The sequence below is a fragment of the Streptomyces sp. NPDC015242 genome (assembly GCF_043079125.1).
GTDB lineage: Bacteria > Actinomycetota > Actinomycetes > Streptomycetales > Streptomycetaceae > Streptomyces.
The window spans coordinates 503,261-521,256 of the sequence record NZ_JBIBUF010000005.1 but is presented as its reverse complement, the minus strand read 5'-3'; the positions used below and the strand labels follow the sequence as shown (position 1 = coordinate 521,256).

The 17,996-nt window shown below is 72.1% G+C and carries 15 protein-coding genes; 6 read left to right on the top strand and 9 right to left on the bottom strand.

The window, feature by feature from the left end:
• Positions 1 to 47: 47 nt before the first annotated feature.
• Both ACF07N_RS19975 and ACF07N_RS19970 read right to left on the bottom strand, forming a co-directional pair.
• Positions 48 to 725, bottom strand: a complete 678-nt coding sequence (locus tag ACF07N_RS19975; RefSeq protein ID WP_010035052.1) for a TrkA family potassium uptake protein — start codon at positions 723 to 725, stop codon at positions 48 to 50.
• Entirely contained in the window at positions 725 to 1,396 is a 672-nt protein-coding gene (locus ACF07N_RS19970; RefSeq protein WP_383330629.1) for a potassium channel family protein, read from the bottom strand. The genes ACF07N_RS19975 and ACF07N_RS19970 overlap by 1 nt, the downstream gene beginning before the upstream one ends.
• A 256-nt stretch (positions 1,397 to 1,652) precedes the next feature.
• On the opposite strand from ACF07N_RS19970, the gene ACF07N_RS19965 reads away from it, so the two are divergent.
• The 3 genes from ACF07N_RS19965 to ACF07N_RS19955 all read left to right on the top strand — a co-directional run bounded on the left by ACF07N_RS19965 (position 1,653) and on the right by ACF07N_RS19955 (position 6,323).
• Positions 1,653 to 2,567 carry a PfkB family carbohydrate kinase gene (locus ACF07N_RS19965; protein WP_392114592.1) on the top strand — a complete coding sequence of 305 codons (915 nt, stop codon included), beginning with the start codon at positions 1,653 to 1,655 and terminating at the stop codon, positions 2,565 to 2,567.
• A 265-nt stretch (positions 2,568 to 2,832) separates the two neighbouring features.
• Positions 2,833 to 4,884: an APC family permease gene (locus ACF07N_RS19960; protein ID WP_392114589.1), complete on the top strand. Its 2,052-nt coding sequence runs from the start codon at positions 2,833 to 2,835 to the stop codon at positions 4,882 to 4,884.
• Between the two features lie 110 nt (positions 4,885 to 4,994).
• The gene (locus ACF07N_RS19955) at positions 4,995 to 6,323 is read left to right on the top strand and encodes a class I SAM-dependent RNA methyltransferase (RefSeq protein WP_392114586.1); all 1,329 of its coding nucleotides are present in this window, start codon (positions 4,995 to 4,997) and stop codon (positions 6,321 to 6,323) included.
• A 315-nt stretch (positions 6,324 to 6,638) separates the two neighbouring features.
• Here the strand turns inward: ACF07N_RS19955 and ACF07N_RS19950 are convergent, their stop codons facing one another.
• From ACF07N_RS19950 to ACF07N_RS19920, 7 genes are read right to left on the bottom strand one after another with little or no spacing between them, the layout of a single operon-like run.
• Complete coding sequence (locus ACF07N_RS19950) at positions 6,639 to 7,391, bottom strand: SDR family NAD(P)-dependent oxidoreductase (RefSeq protein WP_392114583.1); 753 nt, start codon at positions 7,389 to 7,391, stop codon at positions 6,639 to 6,641.
• Positions 7,388 to 8,359 carry a fumarylacetoacetate hydrolase family protein gene (locus ACF07N_RS19945; RefSeq protein ID WP_392114580.1) on the bottom strand — a complete coding sequence of 324 codons (972 nt, stop codon included), beginning with the start codon at positions 8,357 to 8,359 and terminating at the stop codon, positions 7,388 to 7,390. Before ACF07N_RS19945 ends, ACF07N_RS19950 begins: the two co-directional genes overlap by 4 nt.
• Positions 8,360 to 8,386: 27 nt before the next feature.
• Positions 8,387 to 9,319, bottom strand: a complete 933-nt coding sequence (locus ACF07N_RS19940) for a VOC family protein (RefSeq protein WP_383330608.1) — start codon at positions 9,317 to 9,319, stop codon at positions 8,387 to 8,389.
• A gap of 4 nt (positions 9,320 to 9,323) precedes the next feature.
• Complete coding sequence (locus tag ACF07N_RS19935) at positions 9,324 to 10,322, bottom strand: amidohydrolase family protein (protein WP_392114577.1); 999 nt, start codon at positions 10,320 to 10,322, stop codon at positions 9,324 to 9,326.
• A complete protein-coding gene (locus ACF07N_RS19930) occupies positions 10,319 to 11,449 on the bottom strand; it encodes an FAD-dependent oxidoreductase (RefSeq protein WP_392114574.1) in 1,131 nt (376 codons plus the stop codon). The genes ACF07N_RS19935 and ACF07N_RS19930 overlap by 4 nt, the downstream gene beginning before the upstream one ends.
• 24 nt (positions 11,450 to 11,473) lie before the next feature.
• Complete coding sequence (locus ACF07N_RS19925; RefSeq protein WP_392114571.1) at positions 11,474 to 12,430, bottom strand: cyclase family protein; 957 nt, start codon at positions 12,428 to 12,430, stop codon at positions 11,474 to 11,476.
• Positions 12,427 to 13,422 carry a fumarylacetoacetate hydrolase family protein gene (locus ACF07N_RS19920; protein WP_392114568.1) on the bottom strand — a complete coding sequence of 332 codons (996 nt, stop codon included), beginning with the start codon at positions 13,420 to 13,422 and terminating at the stop codon, positions 12,427 to 12,429. The genes ACF07N_RS19925 and ACF07N_RS19920 overlap by 4 nt, the downstream gene beginning before the upstream one ends.
• Positions 13,423 to 13,565: 143 nt before the next feature.
• Here ACF07N_RS19920 and ACF07N_RS19915 point away from each other — a divergent pair, with 143 nt between their 5' ends.
• From ACF07N_RS19915 to ACF07N_RS19905, 3 genes are all read left to right on the top strand, one after another.
• Positions 13,566 to 14,477, top strand: a complete 912-nt coding sequence (locus tag ACF07N_RS19915; RefSeq protein WP_392114565.1) for a LysR family transcriptional regulator — start codon at positions 13,566 to 13,568, stop codon at positions 14,475 to 14,477.
• 109 nt (positions 14,478 to 14,586) lie between these two features.
• Positions 14,587 to 15,003 (top strand): hypothetical protein, encoded by a 417-nt coding sequence (locus ACF07N_RS19910; RefSeq protein ID WP_392114562.1) that lies wholly within the window; start codon positions 14,587 to 14,589, stop codon positions 15,001 to 15,003.
• Between the two features lie 280 nt (positions 15,004 to 15,283).
• Positions 15,284 to 17,935 carry an RICIN domain-containing protein gene (locus ACF07N_RS19905; RefSeq protein ID WP_392114559.1) on the top strand — a complete coding sequence of 884 codons (2,652 nt, stop codon included), beginning with the start codon at positions 15,284 to 15,286 and terminating at the stop codon, positions 17,933 to 17,935.
• Positions 17,936 to 17,996: the final 61 nt, after the last annotated feature.

Here is a 17,996-nt window from a genome sequence, read left to right as displayed (position 1 = left end):
GGGCGTCCCGGGTGGTCCGGGACGCCCCTTCCGCCTGTCCGGTCCGGTCAGCTCGCCGCGCTGTCCCGGCGCACCGACAGCAGGTCCTCCAGCTGTTCCTCGCGGGCCTGCGCGGCCACGAAGAGGAGTTCGTCGCCGGCCTCCAGGGAGTCCTCCCGGGACGGGGTCAGCACGCGCGTGCCGCGGATGATCGTGACCAGGGAGGTGTCCTCGGGCCACTCGACGTCGCCCACCTGCGTGCCGGCCAGGGCCGACTCCTCCGGCAGGGTCAGCTCGACGAGGTTGGCGTCGCCGTGGCTGAAGCGGAGCAGGCGGACCAGGTCGCCCACGCTCACCGCCTCCTCCACCAGCGCCGACATCAGCCGCGGCGTGGAGACGGCGACGTCCACGCCCCAGGACTCGTTGAACAGCCACTCGTTCTTCGGGTTGTTCACCCGGGCGACGACCCGCGGGACGCCGTACTCCGTCTTGGCCAGCAGGGAGACGACCAGGTTGACCTTGTCGTCGCCCGTCGCGGCGATCACGACGTTGCAGCGCTGGAGCGCCGCCTCGTCCAGGGACGTGATCTCGCACGCGTCGGCCAGCAGCCACTCGGCCTGCGGGACGCGCTCGACCGAGATGGCGGTCGGCGCCTTGTCGATCAGCAGGACCTCGTGGCCGTTCTCCAGCAGTTCGCCCGCGATCGAGCGGCCGACCGCGCCGGCTCCGGCAATGGCGACCCTCATCAGTGACCGCCCTCCTCTTCGGGACCCTTGGCGAACGCCGCCTCGACCTTGTCGACCTCGTCGGTGCGCATCATCACGTGCACCAGGTCGCCCTCCTGCAGCACCGTCTGGGAGGTGGGCAGGACCGCCTCGCCGAGCCGGGTGAGGAACGCCACGCGCACGCCGGTCTCCTCCTGGATCCGGCTGATCTTGTGGCCGACCCAGCCGGTGGAGGTGTGCACCTCGGCGAGCTGGACACCGCCGGTCGGGTCGCGCCACAGCGGCTCGGCGCCGGACGGGAGCAGCCGGCGCAGCATCTGGTCCGCGGTCCAGCGGACGGTCGCGACGGTGGGGATGCCCAGGCGCTGGTAGACCTCGGCGCGGCGGGGGTCGTAGATGCGGGCGGCGACGTTCTCGATGCCGAACATCTCGCGGGCCACGCGGGCGGCGATGATGTTGGAGTTGTCACCGCTGGAGACGGCGGCGAAGGCGCCGGCCTCCTCGATGCCGGCCTCCTTCAGGGTGTCCTGGTCGAAGCCGACCCCGGTGACGCGGCGGCCGCCGAAGGAGGACCCCAGGCGACGGAAGGCGGTGGGGTCCTGGTCGACCACGGCGACGGTGTGGCCCTGCTGCTCCAGGTTCTGGGCCAAGGCGGAGCCGACCCTTCCGCAACCCATGATCACAATATGCATCGCGTCACACCGCGCTTCCTGCAGGCCCTCTGACCTTCATGGATGTCGTGCTCATGTCTCTCTTTCGGCTCGCCAGGCAACACATCGCGGCCTGCGTGCGGGCCGCCGGCAACATCATGCCGGTGAAATCACGCCATGATGCCCTCCGGGGGCGGTGCCGCGTGCGGCTGCCCGAGTCCAACGTATCGGCAAAGCCGCGGGCGTTGCCGGGGACCCTGCCGGGTCCCCGCCGGGCCGCGGGCGGGGAGGACGGGCCATGACCATCGAGATCGACGTGCTGGTGCTGGGCGGCGCGGGCGTGGACACGATCGTGCACGTGCCCGAGCTGCCCGTGCCGTACGCCGACAGCCACATGATCCGGCCCGGGATCGTGACCCGGGCCGGCCAGAGCGGGGACTTCGTCGCGCTGGCGACGAGCGCGCTGGGGCTGCGCACGCACCACCTCGACCTGCTCGGCGACGACCCCGAGGGCGAACTCGTCCGGGCGCTCCACCGCGACCGGGGGATCCCGCTCACGGCCGTCCCGCAGCCGCTCGGCACCAAACGCGCGGTCAACCTCGTCGGCCCCGACGGGCGGCGGCTGTCCCTGTACGACGCCACGCGCTCGGCGGAGACGGACCGGCTGCCCGAAGCCACGCTGCGGGACCTGGCGGCCGTGAGCCGGCACGCCCACGTCGTCATCACCCAGCCGTGCGTGCACGCGCTGCCCGTCCTGCGCGCGGCGGGCGTCACGATCTCCACCGACCTGCACGACTGGGACGGGGCGAACCCGTACCACGAGCCCTTCGCCCACCAGGCCGACCTGGTCTTCCTCTCCGCCGCCGCGCTGGACGACCCGGAAGCGGCCATGCGCCGCATCGCCGGGCGGGGCCGGGCCCGGGCCGTCGTCGCCACGGCCGGGGCGGCCGGGGCGTACCTGCTGGCCGACGGCGAGCTGACCCACGTACCCGCCGCCGTGCCCCCGGCCCCCGTCGTCGACTCCAACGGCGCCGGCGACGCCTTCGCCGCCGCGTTCCTGCACGCCTGGCTCGCCGGCGCACCACCCCGCCGCTGCGCCCTGTACGGCACCGTGGCCGGCGCCTACGCCTGCACCGTGCCGTCGACCCGGACGGACAGCATCGGGCCGGAGGAACTGGAGGCCGGGGTGGCGGCGCTGCTCACCGGCGGCTGATGCTGCGCACGCTCGCCAAGGTGAGGATTCCGAGGACGACGAGTGTGGCTGCGGCGCCGATCAGTTCCGCGGGGGCGTGCATGAGGGCCTCCTGGGGTGGTAACGGCCAGGTCGGGGACGGGCTTAGTCATATAGGCATGGAAGTCGCGTGACCTGCGGAATCCGCAGCCGCAGGAGCCTCTGAATTCACTCGGAGAGCAGAGGGAACGCCGATGAGGGGTGGCGGGTGGGCGGCCCCGCGTTCGAACGCTTACGATCCTCTGTTGTGTCCAAACTGACCGACGTGCCCAAACGGATCCTGATCGGGCGCGCACTGCGCAGTGACCGGCTCGGGGAAACGCTCCTGCCGAAGCGCATCGCACTCCCCGTCTTCGCCTCCGACCCGCTGTCCTCCGTGGCGTACGCACCCGGCGAGGTGCTGCTCGTCCTGTCGATCGCGGGCGTGACGGCGTACCACTTCAGCCCGTGGATCGCGGTCGCGGTCGTCGTGCTGATGTTCACCGTCGTGGCCTCGTACCGGCAGAACGTGCACGCCTACCCCAGCGGCGGCGGCGACTACGAGGTGGCCAACACCAACCTCGGCCCCAAGGCGGGTCTCACGGTCGCCAGCGCGCTGCTCGTCGACTACGTCCTCACCGTCGCGGTCTCGATCTCCTCCGGCATCGAGAACCTCGGCTCCGCGGTCCCGTTCGTCGTCGAGCACAAGGTCGCCTGCGCGATCGGCGTCATCGTGCTGCTGACCCTGATGAACCTGCGCGGGGTCAAGGAGTCCGGCTCGCTCTTCGCGATCCCCACCTACGTCTTCGTCGCCGGCGTCTTCACGATGCTCGCGTGGGGTGCCTTCCGCGGGCTCGTCCTGGACGACACCATGCGGGCACCGACCGCGGACTACGTGATCAAGCCCGAGCACCAGGGCCTGGCCGGTTTCGCCCTGGTCTTCCTGCTGCTGCGCGCCTTCTCCTCCGGCTGCGCCGCCCTCACCGGCGTCGAGGCGATCTCCAACGGCGTCCCGGCCTTCCGCAAGCCCAAGTCGCGGAACGCCGCCACCACCCTGGCGATGATGGGCCTGCTGGCCGTCACCATGTTCTGCGGCATCATCGCGCTGGCCGCCGCCACCGACGTCCGCATGGCCGAGAACCCGGCCAAGGACCTGATCCACAACGGCGTCCCGCTCGGCCCGGACTACGTCCAGAACCCGGTCATCTCCCAGGTCGCCGAGGCCGTCTTCGGCAAGGGCAGCCTCCTGTTCATCGTCCTGGCCGCGGCCACCGCGCTGGTGCTGTTCCTCGCCGCCAACACCGCCTACAACGGCTTCCCGCTGCTCGGCTCGATCCTCGCCCAGGACCGCTACCTGCCGCGGCAGCTGCACACCCGCGGCGACCGGCTGGCCTTCTCCAACGGCATCGTGCTCCTCGCGGGCGCCGCCGCCCTGCTGGTCGGCATCTACGGCGCCGACTCCACGCGCCTGATCCAGCTGTACATCGTCGGCGTGTTCGTGTCCTTCACGCTCAGCCAGACCGGCATGGTCCGGCACTGGAACCGGCACCTGGCCGCCGAGAAGGACCAGGCCAAGCGCCGCCACATGATCCGCTCGCGCGCCATCAACGCCTTCGGCGCGTTCTTCACCGGCCTGGTGCTGGTCGTCGTCCTCGTCACCAAGTTCACCCACGGCGCCTGGGTCGCCCTGCTCGGCATGGTGATCTTCTACGCGACCATGACGGCCATCCGGAAGCACTACGACCGGGTCGCCGCCGAGATCGCCGCCCCCGACGGCCCGAGCGACGACAGCGTCCGGCCCTCCCGCGTCCACTCGGTCGTCCTGATCTCCAAGATCCACCGCCCGACGCTGCGCGCCCTGGCCTACGCCAAGCTGATGCGCTCGGACACCCTGGAGGCCCTCAGTGTCAACGTCGACCCGGCCGAGACCAAGGCGCTCCAGGAGGAGTGGAGCCGGCGCGGCATCGACGTACCGCTGAAGGTCCTGGACTCGCCCTACCGCGAGATCACCCGGCCGGTCATCGAGTACGTCAAGAGCCTGCGCAAGGAGTCGCCGCGCGACGCGGTCTCCGTGATCATCCCCGAGTACGTCGTCGGCCACTGGTACGAGCACCTGCTGCACAACCAGAGCGCCCTGCGCCTGAAGGGCCGGCTGCTGTTCACGCCGGGCATCATGGTGACCTCCGTGCCGTACCAGCTGCAGTCCTCCGAGGCGGCCAAGCGGCGCGCCCGCAGGCAGCAGGAGTGGAACGCGCCCGGGTCGGTGCGCCGGGGCCCCGCGCAGGTGCGGCCGAAGGAGACGACCGAGCACAACCCGTGACCCCACGGCTCGTGTGAAACGGCCGGGCCGCGGCCACGTAGACTGGTGGGCTGTTGTCCGGCCGTTTCCGTACGGCACTTGCCCCTCACGCGTTATGGAGTCACCCCGCCATGCAGGCAGAACCGAGGAAGTCGCTGGTGGGGGAGGAGTACGAGGTCGAGGTCGGCCCCGTCGCCCACGGCGGCCACTGCATCGCCCGTACGTCCGAGGGCCAGGTGTTGTTCGTGCGGCACGCCCTGCCCGGTGAGCGGGTCGTGGCGCGGGTGACCGAGGGCGAGGAGGGCGCGCGCTTCCTGCGGGCCGACGCGGTGCGCGTGCTCGACGCCTCCAAGGACCGCATCGACGAGCCCTGCCCGTACGCCGGGCCGGGCCGCTGCGGCGGCTGCGACTGGCAGCACGCCAAGCCCGGAGCGCAGCGGCGGCTGAAGGCCGACGTGATCGCCGAGCAGCTCCAGCGGCTCGCCGGGCTCACCCCGGAGGAGGTCGGCTGGGACGGCACCGTGGTGCCCGCCGAGGGCGACAAGGTGCCGGCCGGCCAGGTCCCGGCCTGGCGCACGCGCGTCCAGTACGCGGTCACGGCCGACGGCCGGGCCGGTCTGCGTCGCCACCGGTCGCACGAGGTCGAGCCGATCGACCACTGCATGATCGCCGCGGAGGGCGTCAGCGAGCTGGGCGTCGAGAAGCGCGACTGGACCGGCATGGACTCCGTCGAGGCGATCGCGGCGACGGGCTCGCAGGACCGGCAGGTGATCCTCACGCCGAAGCCGGGCGCGCGCCTGCCGCTGGTCGAGCTGGACCGCCCGGTGTCCGTGCTGCGCGTCGACGAGCGCTCCGGCGGTGTCCACCGCGTCCACGGCCGCCCGTTCGTCCGCGAGCGCGCGGACGGACGGACCCACCGGGTCGCCAACGGCGGCTTCTGGCAGGTCCACCCGAAGGCGGCGGACACACTGGTGACGGCGGTCATGCAGGGCCTGCTGCCGCGCAAGGGCGACATGGCGCTCGACCTCTACTGCGGCGTGGGCCTCTTCGCCGGCGCCCTCGCCGACCGGGTCGGCGACCAGGGCGCGGTGCTCGGCATCGAGTCCGGCAAGCGCGCGGTGGAGGACGCCCGGCACAACCTCGCCGACTTCGAGCGTGTGCGGATCGAGCAGGGCAAGGTCGAGAGCGTGCTGCCGCGCACCGGCATCTCGGAGGTCGACCTCATCGTCCTGGACCCGCCGCGGGCCGGGGCCGGGCGCAAGACCGTGGAGCAGCTGTCGTCGCTGGGGGCGCGGCGGATCGCGTACGTGGCGTGCGATCCCGCTGCGCTGGCTCGGGACCTCGGGTACTTCCGGGAGGGCGGATACCGGGTGCGGACGCTGCGGGCGTTCGATCTGTTTCCGATGACGCATCATGTGGAGTGCGTGGCGATTCTGGAGCCTGCTGCAAAGGGACTCTGACCTGCCATTTTCTCGTATTCCGACGGAGCGTCGATGGAGGTCCGGCGCCTTGGCGCCACGGCGCAGAATGAATCAGCGTGCCCCCCCGAGAGCGTCCTGGCGTACCGGCGCGTCCGGGCCGTGATGTCCTCTGCGGTGATGGTGTCAGTGCCGTGCCGCCCTCGCGGGCGATCAGCCGCTGTGTCGCGACAGCCTCCTCGTGCGTGAGGTCGCCGCCGACCACGAGCGCGCCCTCGGCCGCGAACCGCAGCGCTGCGGCCCGGCCCTGACCGCGGGCCGTGCCGGAGATCAGCGCGACCTTCCCCTCCAGCCGCTTCACGAGGCCCTCTCGCGCAGCGCGTCGGAGACCGACTTGACCCCGCCGTGCGCGGTGAGCCCGCCGTCGACGGGGATCTCGGCGCCGGTGATGAACGACGACTCCTCCGACAGCAGGAACACCACCAGCGGGGCGACCTCCCCCACGGTTCCGGTGCGGCCGAGCGGGGTCTCGCGGATGTTGGCCTCACGGAAGGCGGGGGCGGCCGAGGCGGTCATCTCGGTCTCGATGTAGCCGGGGTGGACGGTGTTGACGCGGATGCCGCGCGGCCCGAGTTCCAGCGCCGCCGTCTTCGACAGGCCCCGCAGCGCCCACTTGCTGGCGGTGTAGGCCACCGGGTAGTGGCCCGTGAGGGCTGCCGAGGAGCCGACGTTGACGATCGAGGAGCCGGGCGGCATCAGCGGCGCGAGGTGCTGGATGCCCAGCAGCGGGCCGGTGACGTTGACCGTGTGGACCCGGTCGAAGTCCTCGGCCCGTACGTCGCCGAGACGTGCGCGCCAGGTGACGCCCGCGTTGTTGACCAGGCCGTGCACGTGTCCGTACGACTCCTTCAGCTCGGCGGCGAGGTCGGCCCAGTCCTGTGCGCTGGTCACGTCGAGACGGCGGCAGCCGCCTCCCGGCCGTACGTCGGTGGCGATCACCCGTGCGCCCTTCCGGGTCAGCGCCTCCGCCTCGGCGGCGCCCTGGCCGCGTGCCGCACCGGTGACCACGACCACCTTGCCCAGGAGCCTCGTGGAGCGCAGGTCGCTCACGGCCGCTCCCTCGACCTGCGCCGGCCCGCGGGCAGCGGCACGGGGTCCGCGCCCGGCACGACGGTGTTGGACACACTGCCGATCCCTTCCACGGTGAGGGTGACCGTGTCCCCTGGCTCGAGCGGGGGCGGTGTCTGTTCGCCACGCAGGCCCCACAGCTCGGCAAGACAGCCGCCGTTGCCGCAGGTGCCGGAGCCGAGGACGTCGCCGGGCACGACCCGGGTGCCGCGTGAGGCGTAGGCGGTCATCTCCTCGAAGGTCCAGCTCATGTTGGACAGCAGATCCCGGCCGACGACCTCGCCGTTGACCTCCGCGGTGAGCGCCAGGCGCAGGAAGCCGCCGGCGTCCCGGTACGGCTCCAGTTCGTCGGCGGTGACCAGGTACGGGCCGAGGGTGGTGGCCGTGTCCTTGCCCTTGCACGGACCGAGACCGACCCTCATCTCGGCGGACTGCAGGTCCCTGGCCGACCAGTCGTTGAGGACCGTGTAGCCGACGATGTGGTCGCGGGCCTGCTCGGGGGTGAGGTCGCTGCCCTCCCGGCCGATGACGGCGGCCACTTCGAGTTCGAAGTCGAGGACGGCGGAGCCGGGCGGCACCGGTATCCCCTCGTCCGGGCCGTGGATCGCGTGCGGGTTGGTGAAGTAGAAGGTCGGCGCCGCGTACCACTGCTCCGGCACGCCGGCCGCGCCGTCCACGGACCGCCGTACGCCCTCGACGTGCTCCTCGAAGGTGACGAAGTCCCGGACGGAGGCGGGCTGGAGCGGTGGCAGCAGCCGGACCTCCGACACGTGCGGGCCGGGCGGTACGTCGAGCGCCGCCGCGCCCGCGGTGAGCAGGCCGGGCAGACCGCCCGACTCCCGCAGCAGGCCGGTGAGCGAGGTGACGCCGGGCAGGGGCAGCAGGGTGCCGTCGTCCTCCACGACGGCCACGCGGCGGCGGTGACGGTGTTCGTAGCTGGCGAAACGCATGAGTGCGGCTCCGGGCAGGGGGCGGGATCAGACCGGCGGGGCGACGAACACGCCGCGGTCGGGGTCGTTGAAGGACTCCTTGGCGACGAGTTCGTTCATCGGGTTGGCCGTGCCCCACTGATCGGTGACCTCGGGCTGGGAGAAGTCGTAGACGTGCGGGTGCCAGGTGTCCTCGTCGAGGCACTCCAGCTCGGTGGTGTACTCGACGGTGTTGCCGTGCGGGTCGAGGAAGTACGTGAAGGTGTTGTCGCCCGCCATGTGCCGGCCCGGGCCCCAGATCTTCCGGAACCCGGCGCGGATGACCCGGCCGGAGCCGCGCATGTACTCGTCGAGGCCGCGCATCTCGAAGGAGACGTGGTGCAGGGAGGTGTGCGGTCCCTTGGCCAGCGCCATGGAGTGGTGCTGGTTGGAGATCCGCATGAAGTGCATGACCTCGCCCATGTGGGGTGAGCTGAGGGTGTCGGAGAGGCGGAAGCCGAGGTGGCGCTCGTACCACTCCCGGGTGCGGTTCAGATCGGGGGAGTTGAGGACGACGTGGCTCAGCTTGACCGGGATCGCCTCTTTCTCCTCGATCTTGCGGTGCTGCCGCACCTCGACCTCGGCGGAGACCTCGATGGTGCGGCCGTCGACGTCGAAGAAGCGGAAGCCGTAGCCGCCGCCGGGCGTGTCGACCGTGCCCGGCCGGGTGATCAACTGCACGCCTCCGGCCAGCAGTTGCTCGGCGAGCGCGTCGACGTCGGCGGCGGAGGCGGCGCCGTAGGAGACCAGGTCGAGGCGCTTCTCCTCCGCCTTGCGCAGCCGGACCACGTACTGCTCGGGGGAGCCTTCGGCGGCGAGGAAGGAGATGCCGGAGTCCTCGGCGACCTTGGTCAGGCCCCAGACGCCGGCGTAGAAGTCGAGTTGCCTGTCGTAGTCGGGCACGGCGAGGTCGACGTGCCGCAGGTGGGTGAGCAGGCGCATGAGATCACTCCTTGAAGAGGAGGGCGGAGGCGTTGCCGCCGCTGACGGCGTGGATGTCGGCGTCGGACAGTCCGGCGGCGCGCAGCGCGCCGACGGGGTCCTCGGCGCCCATGTCGAAGGGGAAGTCGGAGCCCAGCAGGACCCGGCCGGCGCCCGCGACCCGGACCAGCTCGCGCAGCACGTGCGGGTCGTGGACGAGGGAGTCGAAGTAGAGCCGCTCGAGATAGCTGCTGGGCAGGTGCGCGCAGCCCGCGCCCGCGTCGGAGCGGGCCGACCAGGCGTGGTCGGAGCGACCGATGTGCGTGGGCAGGTAGCCGCCGCCGTGCGCGGCGATCAGGGTGAGCCCCGGGTGACGGTCCAGGACACCGGAGAAGATCAGATGGGAGAGCGCGACGGCGTTCTCCACCGGCTGACCGACGGTGTTGGACAGGTACCACCGGTCCAGGCGCTCGTCGAGCGTGCATCCGAAGGGGTGCAGGAAGACGATCGCGCCGGTCTGCTCGGCCCGGGACCAGAAGGGCTCGTAGGCCGGGTCGGACAGTTCCCGTCCGGGTGCGTGGCTGGAGATCTCGACGCCCAGCAGCTCCTGGTCCAGCGCGTGATCGAGGGCGCGCACCGCGTGATCAGGATGCTGCAGCGGCGCGAGGCCGAGCCCGCGGAGCCGACCGGGGGCGGCGCGACAGTGCGCGGCCGTCGCCTCGTTGGCGAGCCGGTACACCTTCTCGGCCGTGTCCTCGTCCGCCCAGTAGTGGTAGTGGGAGGGGGAGGGGCTGACCAGTTGCACGTCCACGCCCTGGGCGTCCATCGCGGCCAGCCGCACGGTGGGGTCGGTGAGTTTCGGCATGCGTTCGCGGACCATGGACCCGCTGACGGCGAGCGCCGCCGGACCGTTGCGCCGGGCGTCCAGCGCCTTCGCTTCCGCCAGCCCCGGCAGGCCGGCCACCAGGGCCTCGACCTCGGGGAGCAGCACATGGGCGTGGACGTCGATGGTGGGCGTGCTCACGGCAGCTCCCGCAGCATCGTCATCATGCGGCGCATCAGGCCGGGGAGGTCCGGGTCCTGGACGCCGTCGAGCTGCCACCGGCCGATCTGTACGGAAGCCTCCACGACCGGGCGGACGCGGGCCGCACGCCGCTCGTAGTACGCCTGGAAGAGCGCGTCGTCCCAGGTGTCCGAGGCGGTCAGCAGCTGGGTGAGCACCCAGGCGTCCTCCAGGGAGAGTGCCGCGCCCTGCGCGAGGGTGGGCGGGCAGCAGTGGGCGGCGTCGCCGACGAGGACGACACGGCCGCGGTGCCAGGAGCCCTCGACCAGCAGCCGGTCGAACCAGGTGTAGTTGACCTTCGCCGGGTCGGTGATGTGCGCGGTGATCTCCGGCCAGTGGCCCCCGTAGGCGGAGGCGAGCCGGCGCATCTCGTCGGCGTACGTCTCCGGCGGGATGGAGGCGCGGTCGCGGTTGGCCTCGACGACGTACGCGTAGAGCGTGCTGTCGCTGGTGGGGCAGTAGCCGGCGATGTAGGCCGGCCCGCCGTAGGCGAGGTCGGTGCGGGTCACCCCGGCCGGGCGTGGGGCGGCGACGCGCCAGATGGCCATGCCGGTCGGCTCCGGCTTGTCGGCGATGCCGATCGCCTCGCGGGTCGAGGAACCGAGGCCGTCGGCGGCGACGACGAGGCCGTACCGCCCCTCGGTGCCGTCGGAGAACCGTATCGAGACGCCGTCCGCGTCCTGGCCGAGGATGTCGGCCGTCGTGCCGAGGCGCACCGTGGCGCCACTGGCCCGGACGGCGTCGATCAGGATCCGCTGGAGCTGCGGGCGCTGCATGCCGACCGTGGCGGGCAGGTCGTCACCGCCGGTGCGCAGGTCCTGGGCGACGTGCAGGACGGTGCCGTCGGGGGCGGTGATGCCGACGGAGCCGAAACCGAAGCCGGACTCCTCGACCCTTTTCCAGACGCCGAGTTCGCGCAGGACGCGCAGGGCGTTGCCCTGGAGGGTGATGCCGGAGCCGGCGGTGGCGTTCCAGTCGTCCTTGGCCTCGACCAGATCGACGGCGATGCCGGCGCGGCGCAGGAAGACCGTCGTGGCGTTACCGGCCGCGCCACCGCCGATCACCAGAACCGTGCGGGCTGCGCTCATAAGGGAACTCCCTTGTTCCGTGGGTTACTTGACGGCGATCGGGTTGACGGGGGAGCCGACCGCGCCGGTGATGGGCAGGGGTGCGGCCGTGAGCCAGAACGTGTACACGCCGTCGGCCGCACAGTCCTCGGCCAGCGCGTCCGGGTCCCACATCTCGCCGATCAACAGCCCGATGTTCGGGATGGCGACCTGGTGCAACGGCTGGAAGGCGTGCTCGAACTCGTTCGGACGGACCTCGAAACCCCAGGTGTCGGTGGCGATGGCGGCGATCTCCGTGCGGTGCAGCCAGCCCGCCGCGGTGAACGACAGACCGGGCGCCGGCCCGCCGGCGTAGTCGCCCCAGCCGTCGCGGCGGGCCCGGGTGAGCTGTCCGGTCCGTACGACGACGATGTCGCCGCGGCCCACGGTCACGCCGTGCGCCTCGGCCGTCGTCGTCAGGTGCTCCTCGGTGATCGCGAACCCGTCGGGCAGCTCACCGTCCGGTCCGAGCACCCGGCCCACGTCGAGCAGCACCCCGCGCCCGGCGACGTGCGGCGCCATGTGCTCGATACCGGTGACCAGGTCGCCGTCGGAGGTGACGACCCGCTCGGCCGCCCGCCCGTTCCACGCCTTGCCGTGGTCGAAGATGTGGCCGAGCCCGTCCCACTGGGTCGAGCACTGGAGCGGCATCGCGATCACGTCGTCGGCGCCGCCGATGCCGTGCGGGAAGCCCTGGTTGCCGAGGGCGGCGTCGGTGCCGGTGTCCAGCATGGTGTGCACCGGGTTGGTGCGCCGCCGCCAGCCCTTCTGGGGGCCGTTCATGTCGAAGGACTGGGCGAGGGAGAAGCAGGCACCCCGCCGCACCAGGGCGGCGCCCTCACGGCGCTTGCCCTCGTCCAGGAAGTTGAGGGTGCCGAGCCGGTCGTCCTCGCCCCAGCGCCCCCAGTTGGAGTACGCCTCGGCGGCCTCGGCGATCGCACCCTCCGGGTCGTTGCGGTTCACGTGGCGCCCTCCGCGACGCAACGGGTGCGCTGGACTCCGAGACCGGTGACCGTGCCCTCCATGACGTCGCCGTCGCGCAGCAGCCGGCCCCAGTGCATGCCGTTGCCGGCCGGGGAGCCGGTGAGGACCAGGTCGCCCGGGAGCAGGCGGGCGGTCTGCGAGGCGTACGACACCATCCGCGCGACCTTGAAGATCATGTCCTCGGTCGACTCGTCCTGCATCGTCTCGCCGTTGAGCTTGAGCGTGACGCGCAGGTCGTCGGGGTTCGCGATCGATTCGGCCGGCACGATCCACGGGCCGAGCGGGGTGAACCCGGGCGCGTTCTTGCTGCGCAGCCAGTCGGTGCCGATCTGCGGCATGTCCCGGCGGAAGACGGTCGCGCGGTCGGTCAGGTCGTTGGCGATGGTGTAGCCGGCGATGTACTGCGCGGCTTCCCGCACCGGCACCCGGTGGGCGGGCCTGCCGATGACGACCGCCAGTTCCAGCTCCCAGTCCGGTTGCTCGGCCCACGCCGGCAGGACGACGTCGTCGTAGGGGCCGGTGATCGAGCCGGGCAGGCCGATGAAGACGTACGGCAGGTCCTCGGCGGCCCGCCGGTCCATGATCTCCGCGGCCTCAGCGCGGCGCTCGCTCTCCGGCCGGTCGTCACCGGGGGCGCGGTGGGCGACGTGCAGGTCGATGACGTGCTGCCGGTAGTTGGCGCCCGACTGGAACACCTGGCGCGGGGCCACCGGCGCGTGCACGCGCAGGTCCGTGACGGCCGTGCGGGCCGGACCGGTGTCGGCCGCGAGCGCGCGCAGCCGCGGCAGGGCCGTCTCCCAGCTGTCCAGCACGTCCAGGGTGGTCAGCCGGTCGTCGCCGAAGACGTCCCGCAGGTCGAGGGCCTGGCCGTCGGCGGTGACCAGGGCGGGGAACTCCGGGCCGTCCGGGGCCGAGAGGGTGGCAAGGGCGAACGGTCCGGCGAAGAGAGCGGACGAGGGTTCGGGTCTCACGGACGTGTCCTCCTGATTGCGGTGGGACTAATCTGGACCCGCTCGCCGTGATCAGGGAAATAGATTCTGTGGATGATCGGCATCCACCGGATTTATTCCCGCCGCTCACTCTCCCTGCTCGTCGCCCCGTGCGAGGACCGTCCGTGAACCTGACCCGACTCGACCTCAACCTCGTCGTCGCCCTGCGCGCTCTGCTCGAGGAGCGGAACGTCACCCGCGCCGGGCAGCGTGTCGGTCTCAGCCAGCCCGCGATGAGCGCGGCCCTGGCCCGGCTGCGCCGCCACTTCGACGACGACCTGCTCGCCCGCGTCGGCGGCCACTACGAGCTGACCGCGCTCGGGCAGGTCCTCCTGGACCGCACCGCCACCGCCTACGACGTGCTGGAACGCCTCTTCGCCAGCCAGGCCGACTTCGACCCGGCCGCGGAGAGCCGGGAGTTCCGGCTGGTGGCGTCCGACTACGCGGTGGCCGTCTTCGGCACCGAACTCGCCCGCGTCGTGCACCAGGAGGCCCCCGGCATCCGGCTGCGGTTCACCCAGACTCCGCCGTCCGTCGTCGACGACACCGCCACCCTGCTCAGCGCCACCGACGGCCTGCTCATGCCGCACGGTGTGATCAGCGACTTCCCCGCCACCGACCTCTACGACGACCGCTGGGTGTTCCTCGTCGCCGAGGGCCATCCGGACGTCGGTGACCGGCTCACCCGCCAGGACCTGGCGAGGCTGCCGTGGGTGACGTACCAGCGCACCTACGACGCGCCCGCCGTACGCCAGCTCGGCATGCTCGGCATCGAACCGCGCGTGGAGGTGTCCGTCGACAGCTTCCAGCTCCTGCCTTTGCTGGTCACCGGCACCCGGCGCATCGCGCTGGTCCAGGCACGGCTGGCGCGGACGCTGACGCCGATCGCCGCCGTGCGGACGGTGGAGCCGCCCTACGAGGCGGTGCCGTTGCGTGAGGCGCTGTGGTGGCACCCGGTCCACACGCATGACGCGGCCCACATCTGGCTGCGGGAGACGGCCGCGCGGGTCGGCAGCCGGCTGGCCGGCGTCTCGTAGGCGGGAGCCGTACGCCGGCGCGTGGCGCCTGCGAGAGGGCCGACCGGCCGTCGATGCCACCGGCCGGATTCGGCGCCGACCTGAGTGGTACGAGTGGCCCGCGCCGACCGTGACGGCATGGGCCGTCACGGTCGGGGAGACGGCCGGAGGGGCCTTCCTCGTCCTCGTACTGCTGGCCGGGTCGGGTCCGCTCGCGTTCGACCGCGTTCTCGGTGTCGAAGCGGCCGCGCCGGGGCGTCGCGGGCCCGCTTCCGACCGGCCCTCCGCGGTGCGCGCATCGGTCATCAGCGGCGCGATCGGGGGCGGGATCGGCGCGGTGATGAGCGCCTTGGCCAACTACCTGGTCATCGGCGTGCCTTCCAGCGCCGGCGTGAACGCCGCCAACCACGCCGCGTCCGGATTGATCAGCGGCTTCCTCGCCGGGTTCCTCGGGCTGCTGACGCACCAGCGTCGAACATGGCCCCGGGGCGCGGCCCGCGGTCGGCGGCACCTCGCCCGCACCTGCCGTATCGGCGCTGCCGGTTGATCTGCGAGCTTCGCGGGACTCCGCGTGAGCTGTCGTCAGACCGCTTCGACGGGTCGCATCCCGCCTGAGCGGTCCGTGTACTGCGCTCGGCCGGGGACTCAGGTGGTCCAGGAGAGCGTGGGCGCCTCGGACGGCGAGGGCGACGGACGTCAGCGTGGGCCGGCTCCGGCATCACGGCAACCCTTCGCGCAGCCTGTGACCACAAGGTATCGGATCCGGCCGGTTCGACGGCTGGTATCCGGATTTCCGCGTGAACAGCATGCAAGGAGAACGCCGCCCCATGAACCACCCCACGAACGGCGGGCGCCGCGGGCGTCACCGCCGCCGCTGGACCGCCACCGGTCTGGTGCTCGGTGTGCCCGCCGTCCTCGTGCCGTACCTCCTGTTCGCGCAGGAGGACTCGCAGGCCGCGACGGTCGACGGCGATGCCTACTACCGGCTGGTCTCCGTGCGCAGCGGCAAGGTGCTGGACGTCAACGGCTTCTCCACCGCCGAAGGCACCCGCGTCCAGCAGTGGACCGACGAGAACACCGCCAACCAGCAGTGGAGGCTGCGCCCCACGGGCGACGGCTACTTCGAGCTGGTGAACCGCAACAGCGGCATGGTGCTGGGTATAGCGGGCGATTCCCGGGCTCAGGGGGCCGCCGCAGAGCAGCAGACCGACAGTTCCGCCACGTCCCAGGAGTGGCGGATCAGCGAGGTGAGTGGTTCCGGCGCCGTCACCCTCACCTCCCGCAGGAGCGGGCAGGTCCTGGACGTCTCGCGGGGCTCCACGGCCCAGGGCGCGGCGGTCGTGCAGTATCCGAGCCGGGGTGGCTCCGGTCAGCGGTGGAAGCTCGTGAAGGTGGACCGGACCCCGGCGTCCGGATCCGGCACCGCGCGGACCACGGCCGCGGCAGGACCGTATGTGTGGAGGAACGCCCAAGTCGTGGGCGGCGGTTACGTCACCGGGCTGGTGTTCAACCCGCGGGAGAAGGGTCTGCTGTACGCGCGCACCGACATGGGCGGCGCCTACCGCTGGGACAGTGCGGCCGAGCAGTGGATCCCGCTGACCGACTGGATCGGCGAGAAGGACTGGAACCTGCTGGGGATCGACTCGGTGGCCACCGACCCGGTCGCCCCCGAGCGGCTCTACCTGATGGCGGGCACCTACACCAACGACTGGGCGGGCAACGGCGCGATCCTGCGCTCCACGGACCGGGGCCGCACCTTCAAGCGGACGGACCTGCCGTTCAAGGTGGGCGGCAACGAGGACGGCCGCGGGGCCGGCGAACGGCTCGTGATCGACCCGGCCGACCACGGCACCCTGCTGCTGGGCAGTCGCAGGAACGGCCTGTGGCGCAGCACCGACCACGGCGTGACCTGGCGTCAGGTCGCCTCCTTCCCCGTCAAGGACGGGGCCAGCAGCGGCGCGGGCATCTCCTTCGTGACGTACGGCCCGGCCGGCAGCAAGACGATCTACGTCGGCGTCAACGACAGGGCCACCTCTCTCTACCGCTCCACCGACGGCGGCAGCACCTGGCAGGCCGTCTCCGGGCAGCCCACCGGCCTGCTGCCGCAGCACGGCGTGCTCTCCGGTGACGGCTCGCTGTACCTGACGTACACCGACAACCTCGGGCCCAACGGCGTGACGGCGGGCTCGGTGTGGAAGTACACGCCCAACCGCGGGGCGTGGAAGAACATCTCCCCCTCCCAGGGCGGCTACGGGTTCTCCGGTCTGGCCGTCGATCCGCGCAAGCCTTCCACGGTGATGGTCACCACCCTCGGCCGCTGGTGGCCCGAGGACGAGATCTACCGCAGCACCGACGGCGGCACGACCTGGAAGGCACTGGCCGGCACGTCGAAGCGCAACGCCTCCGCCGCTCCTTACGTCGGCACCCACACCGGGCACTGGATGACCGCCCTGGCCATCGACCCCTTCGACTCCGGGCACGTGCTGTACGGCACCGGCAACGGCATCCTGCGCAGCAAGGACGCAGACGCCTCCGACCGTGGCGGCACCAGCCACTGGAGCATGGGGGCCCGGGGGCTGGAGGAGACCGCGCTGCTGGACGCGATCGCCCCGCCCGGCGGCGCCACCGTCATCACCTCCATGGGCGACCAGGGCGGCTTCCGGCACGACGACCTGACCAAGGTGCCCTCCGGGCGGCTCAAGAACCCGATGATGACCAACAGCACCGACATCGACTTCGCCCAGTCCAAGCCCTCGATGATGGTCCGCGTCGGCCGGGGCGGCGCGCAGGACGGCGCCTACTCCACCGACGGCGGCCTCAGCTGGAACGGCTTCAAGGCGGAACCGGTGGCCGATGCCCAGGACGGCCATGTCGCGCTCGCGGCGGACGGCTCCACCCTCGTCTGGACCCAGGCCGGTCAGGCCCCGTACCGGTCGGCCGACAAGGGCGCGAGCTGGTCGCGCGTCGGCGGTCTGGGCACCGGCGCGGTGGTCGTCGCCGACCGCTCCTCCGCCAGGACCTTCTACTCGCTGTCCGGCGGCACGCTCCACGCCAGCACCGACGGCGGCGCGAGCTTCACCGCCCGCGCCACCGGCCTGCCCGCCGGCCGGCTCACGGCGGTGCCCGGCATCACCGGAGACCTGTGGATCGCCGGCGGCACCAAGGGGCTGCTGCACTCCACCGACGGCGGCCGCACCTTCACCACCCTCAGGTCGGTGCAGTCCGCCTCCGCCCTCGGCTTCGGCAAGGCCAAGCCGGGCACCGGCTACCAGGCCCTGTACCTGATCGGCACCGTCAAGAACGTCACCGGAGTCTTCCGCTCCACCGACAGGGGCGCCACCTGGCTCCGCGTCAACGACGACGCCCACCAGTGGGGCGCCATCGGCGGCGTCGGCGTCATCACCGGTGACCCCGACATCTACGGCCGCGTCTACGTCGGCACCAACGGCCGCGGCCTGCAGTACGGCGACCCGTCCTGACTCGGCACCCGAGCGGGGCCGCAGGCACTCGCGCCTGCGGCCCCGCCGTGGCCGGCGTGCC

Bases quoted from the DNA above. Each gene is read 5' to 3' on its own strand.
- ACF07N_RS19975 (WP_010035052.1), bottom strand. From the start codon at position 725: ATGAGGGTCGCCATTGCCGGAGCCGGCGCGGTCGGCCGCTCGATCGCG.
- ACF07N_RS19970 (WP_383330629.1), bottom strand. From the start codon at position 1,396: ATGCATATTGTGATCATGGGTTGCGGAAGGGTCGGCTCCGCCTTGGCC.
- ACF07N_RS19965 (WP_392114592.1), top strand. From the start codon at position 1,653: ATGACCATCGAGATCGACGTGCTGGTGCTGGGCGGCGCGGGCGTGGAC.
- ACF07N_RS19955 (WP_392114586.1), top strand. From the start codon at position 4,995: ATGCAGGCAGAACCGAGGAAGTCGCTGGTGGGGGAGGAGTACGAGGTC.
- ACF07N_RS19945 (WP_392114580.1), bottom strand. From the start codon at position 8,359: ATGCGTTTCGCCAGCTACGAACACCGTCACCGCCGCCGCGTGGCCGTC.
- ACF07N_RS19940 (WP_383330608.1), bottom strand. From the start codon at position 9,319: ATGCGCCTGCTCACCCACCTGCGGCACGTCGACCTCGCCGTGCCCGAC.
- ACF07N_RS19930 (WP_392114574.1), bottom strand. From the start codon at position 11,449: ATGAGCGCAGCCCGCACGGTTCTGGTGATCGGCGGTGGCGCGGCCGGT.
- ACF07N_RS19905 (WP_392114559.1), top strand. From the start codon at position 15,284: ATGAACCACCCCACGAACGGCGGGCGCCGCGGGCGTCACCGCCGCCGC.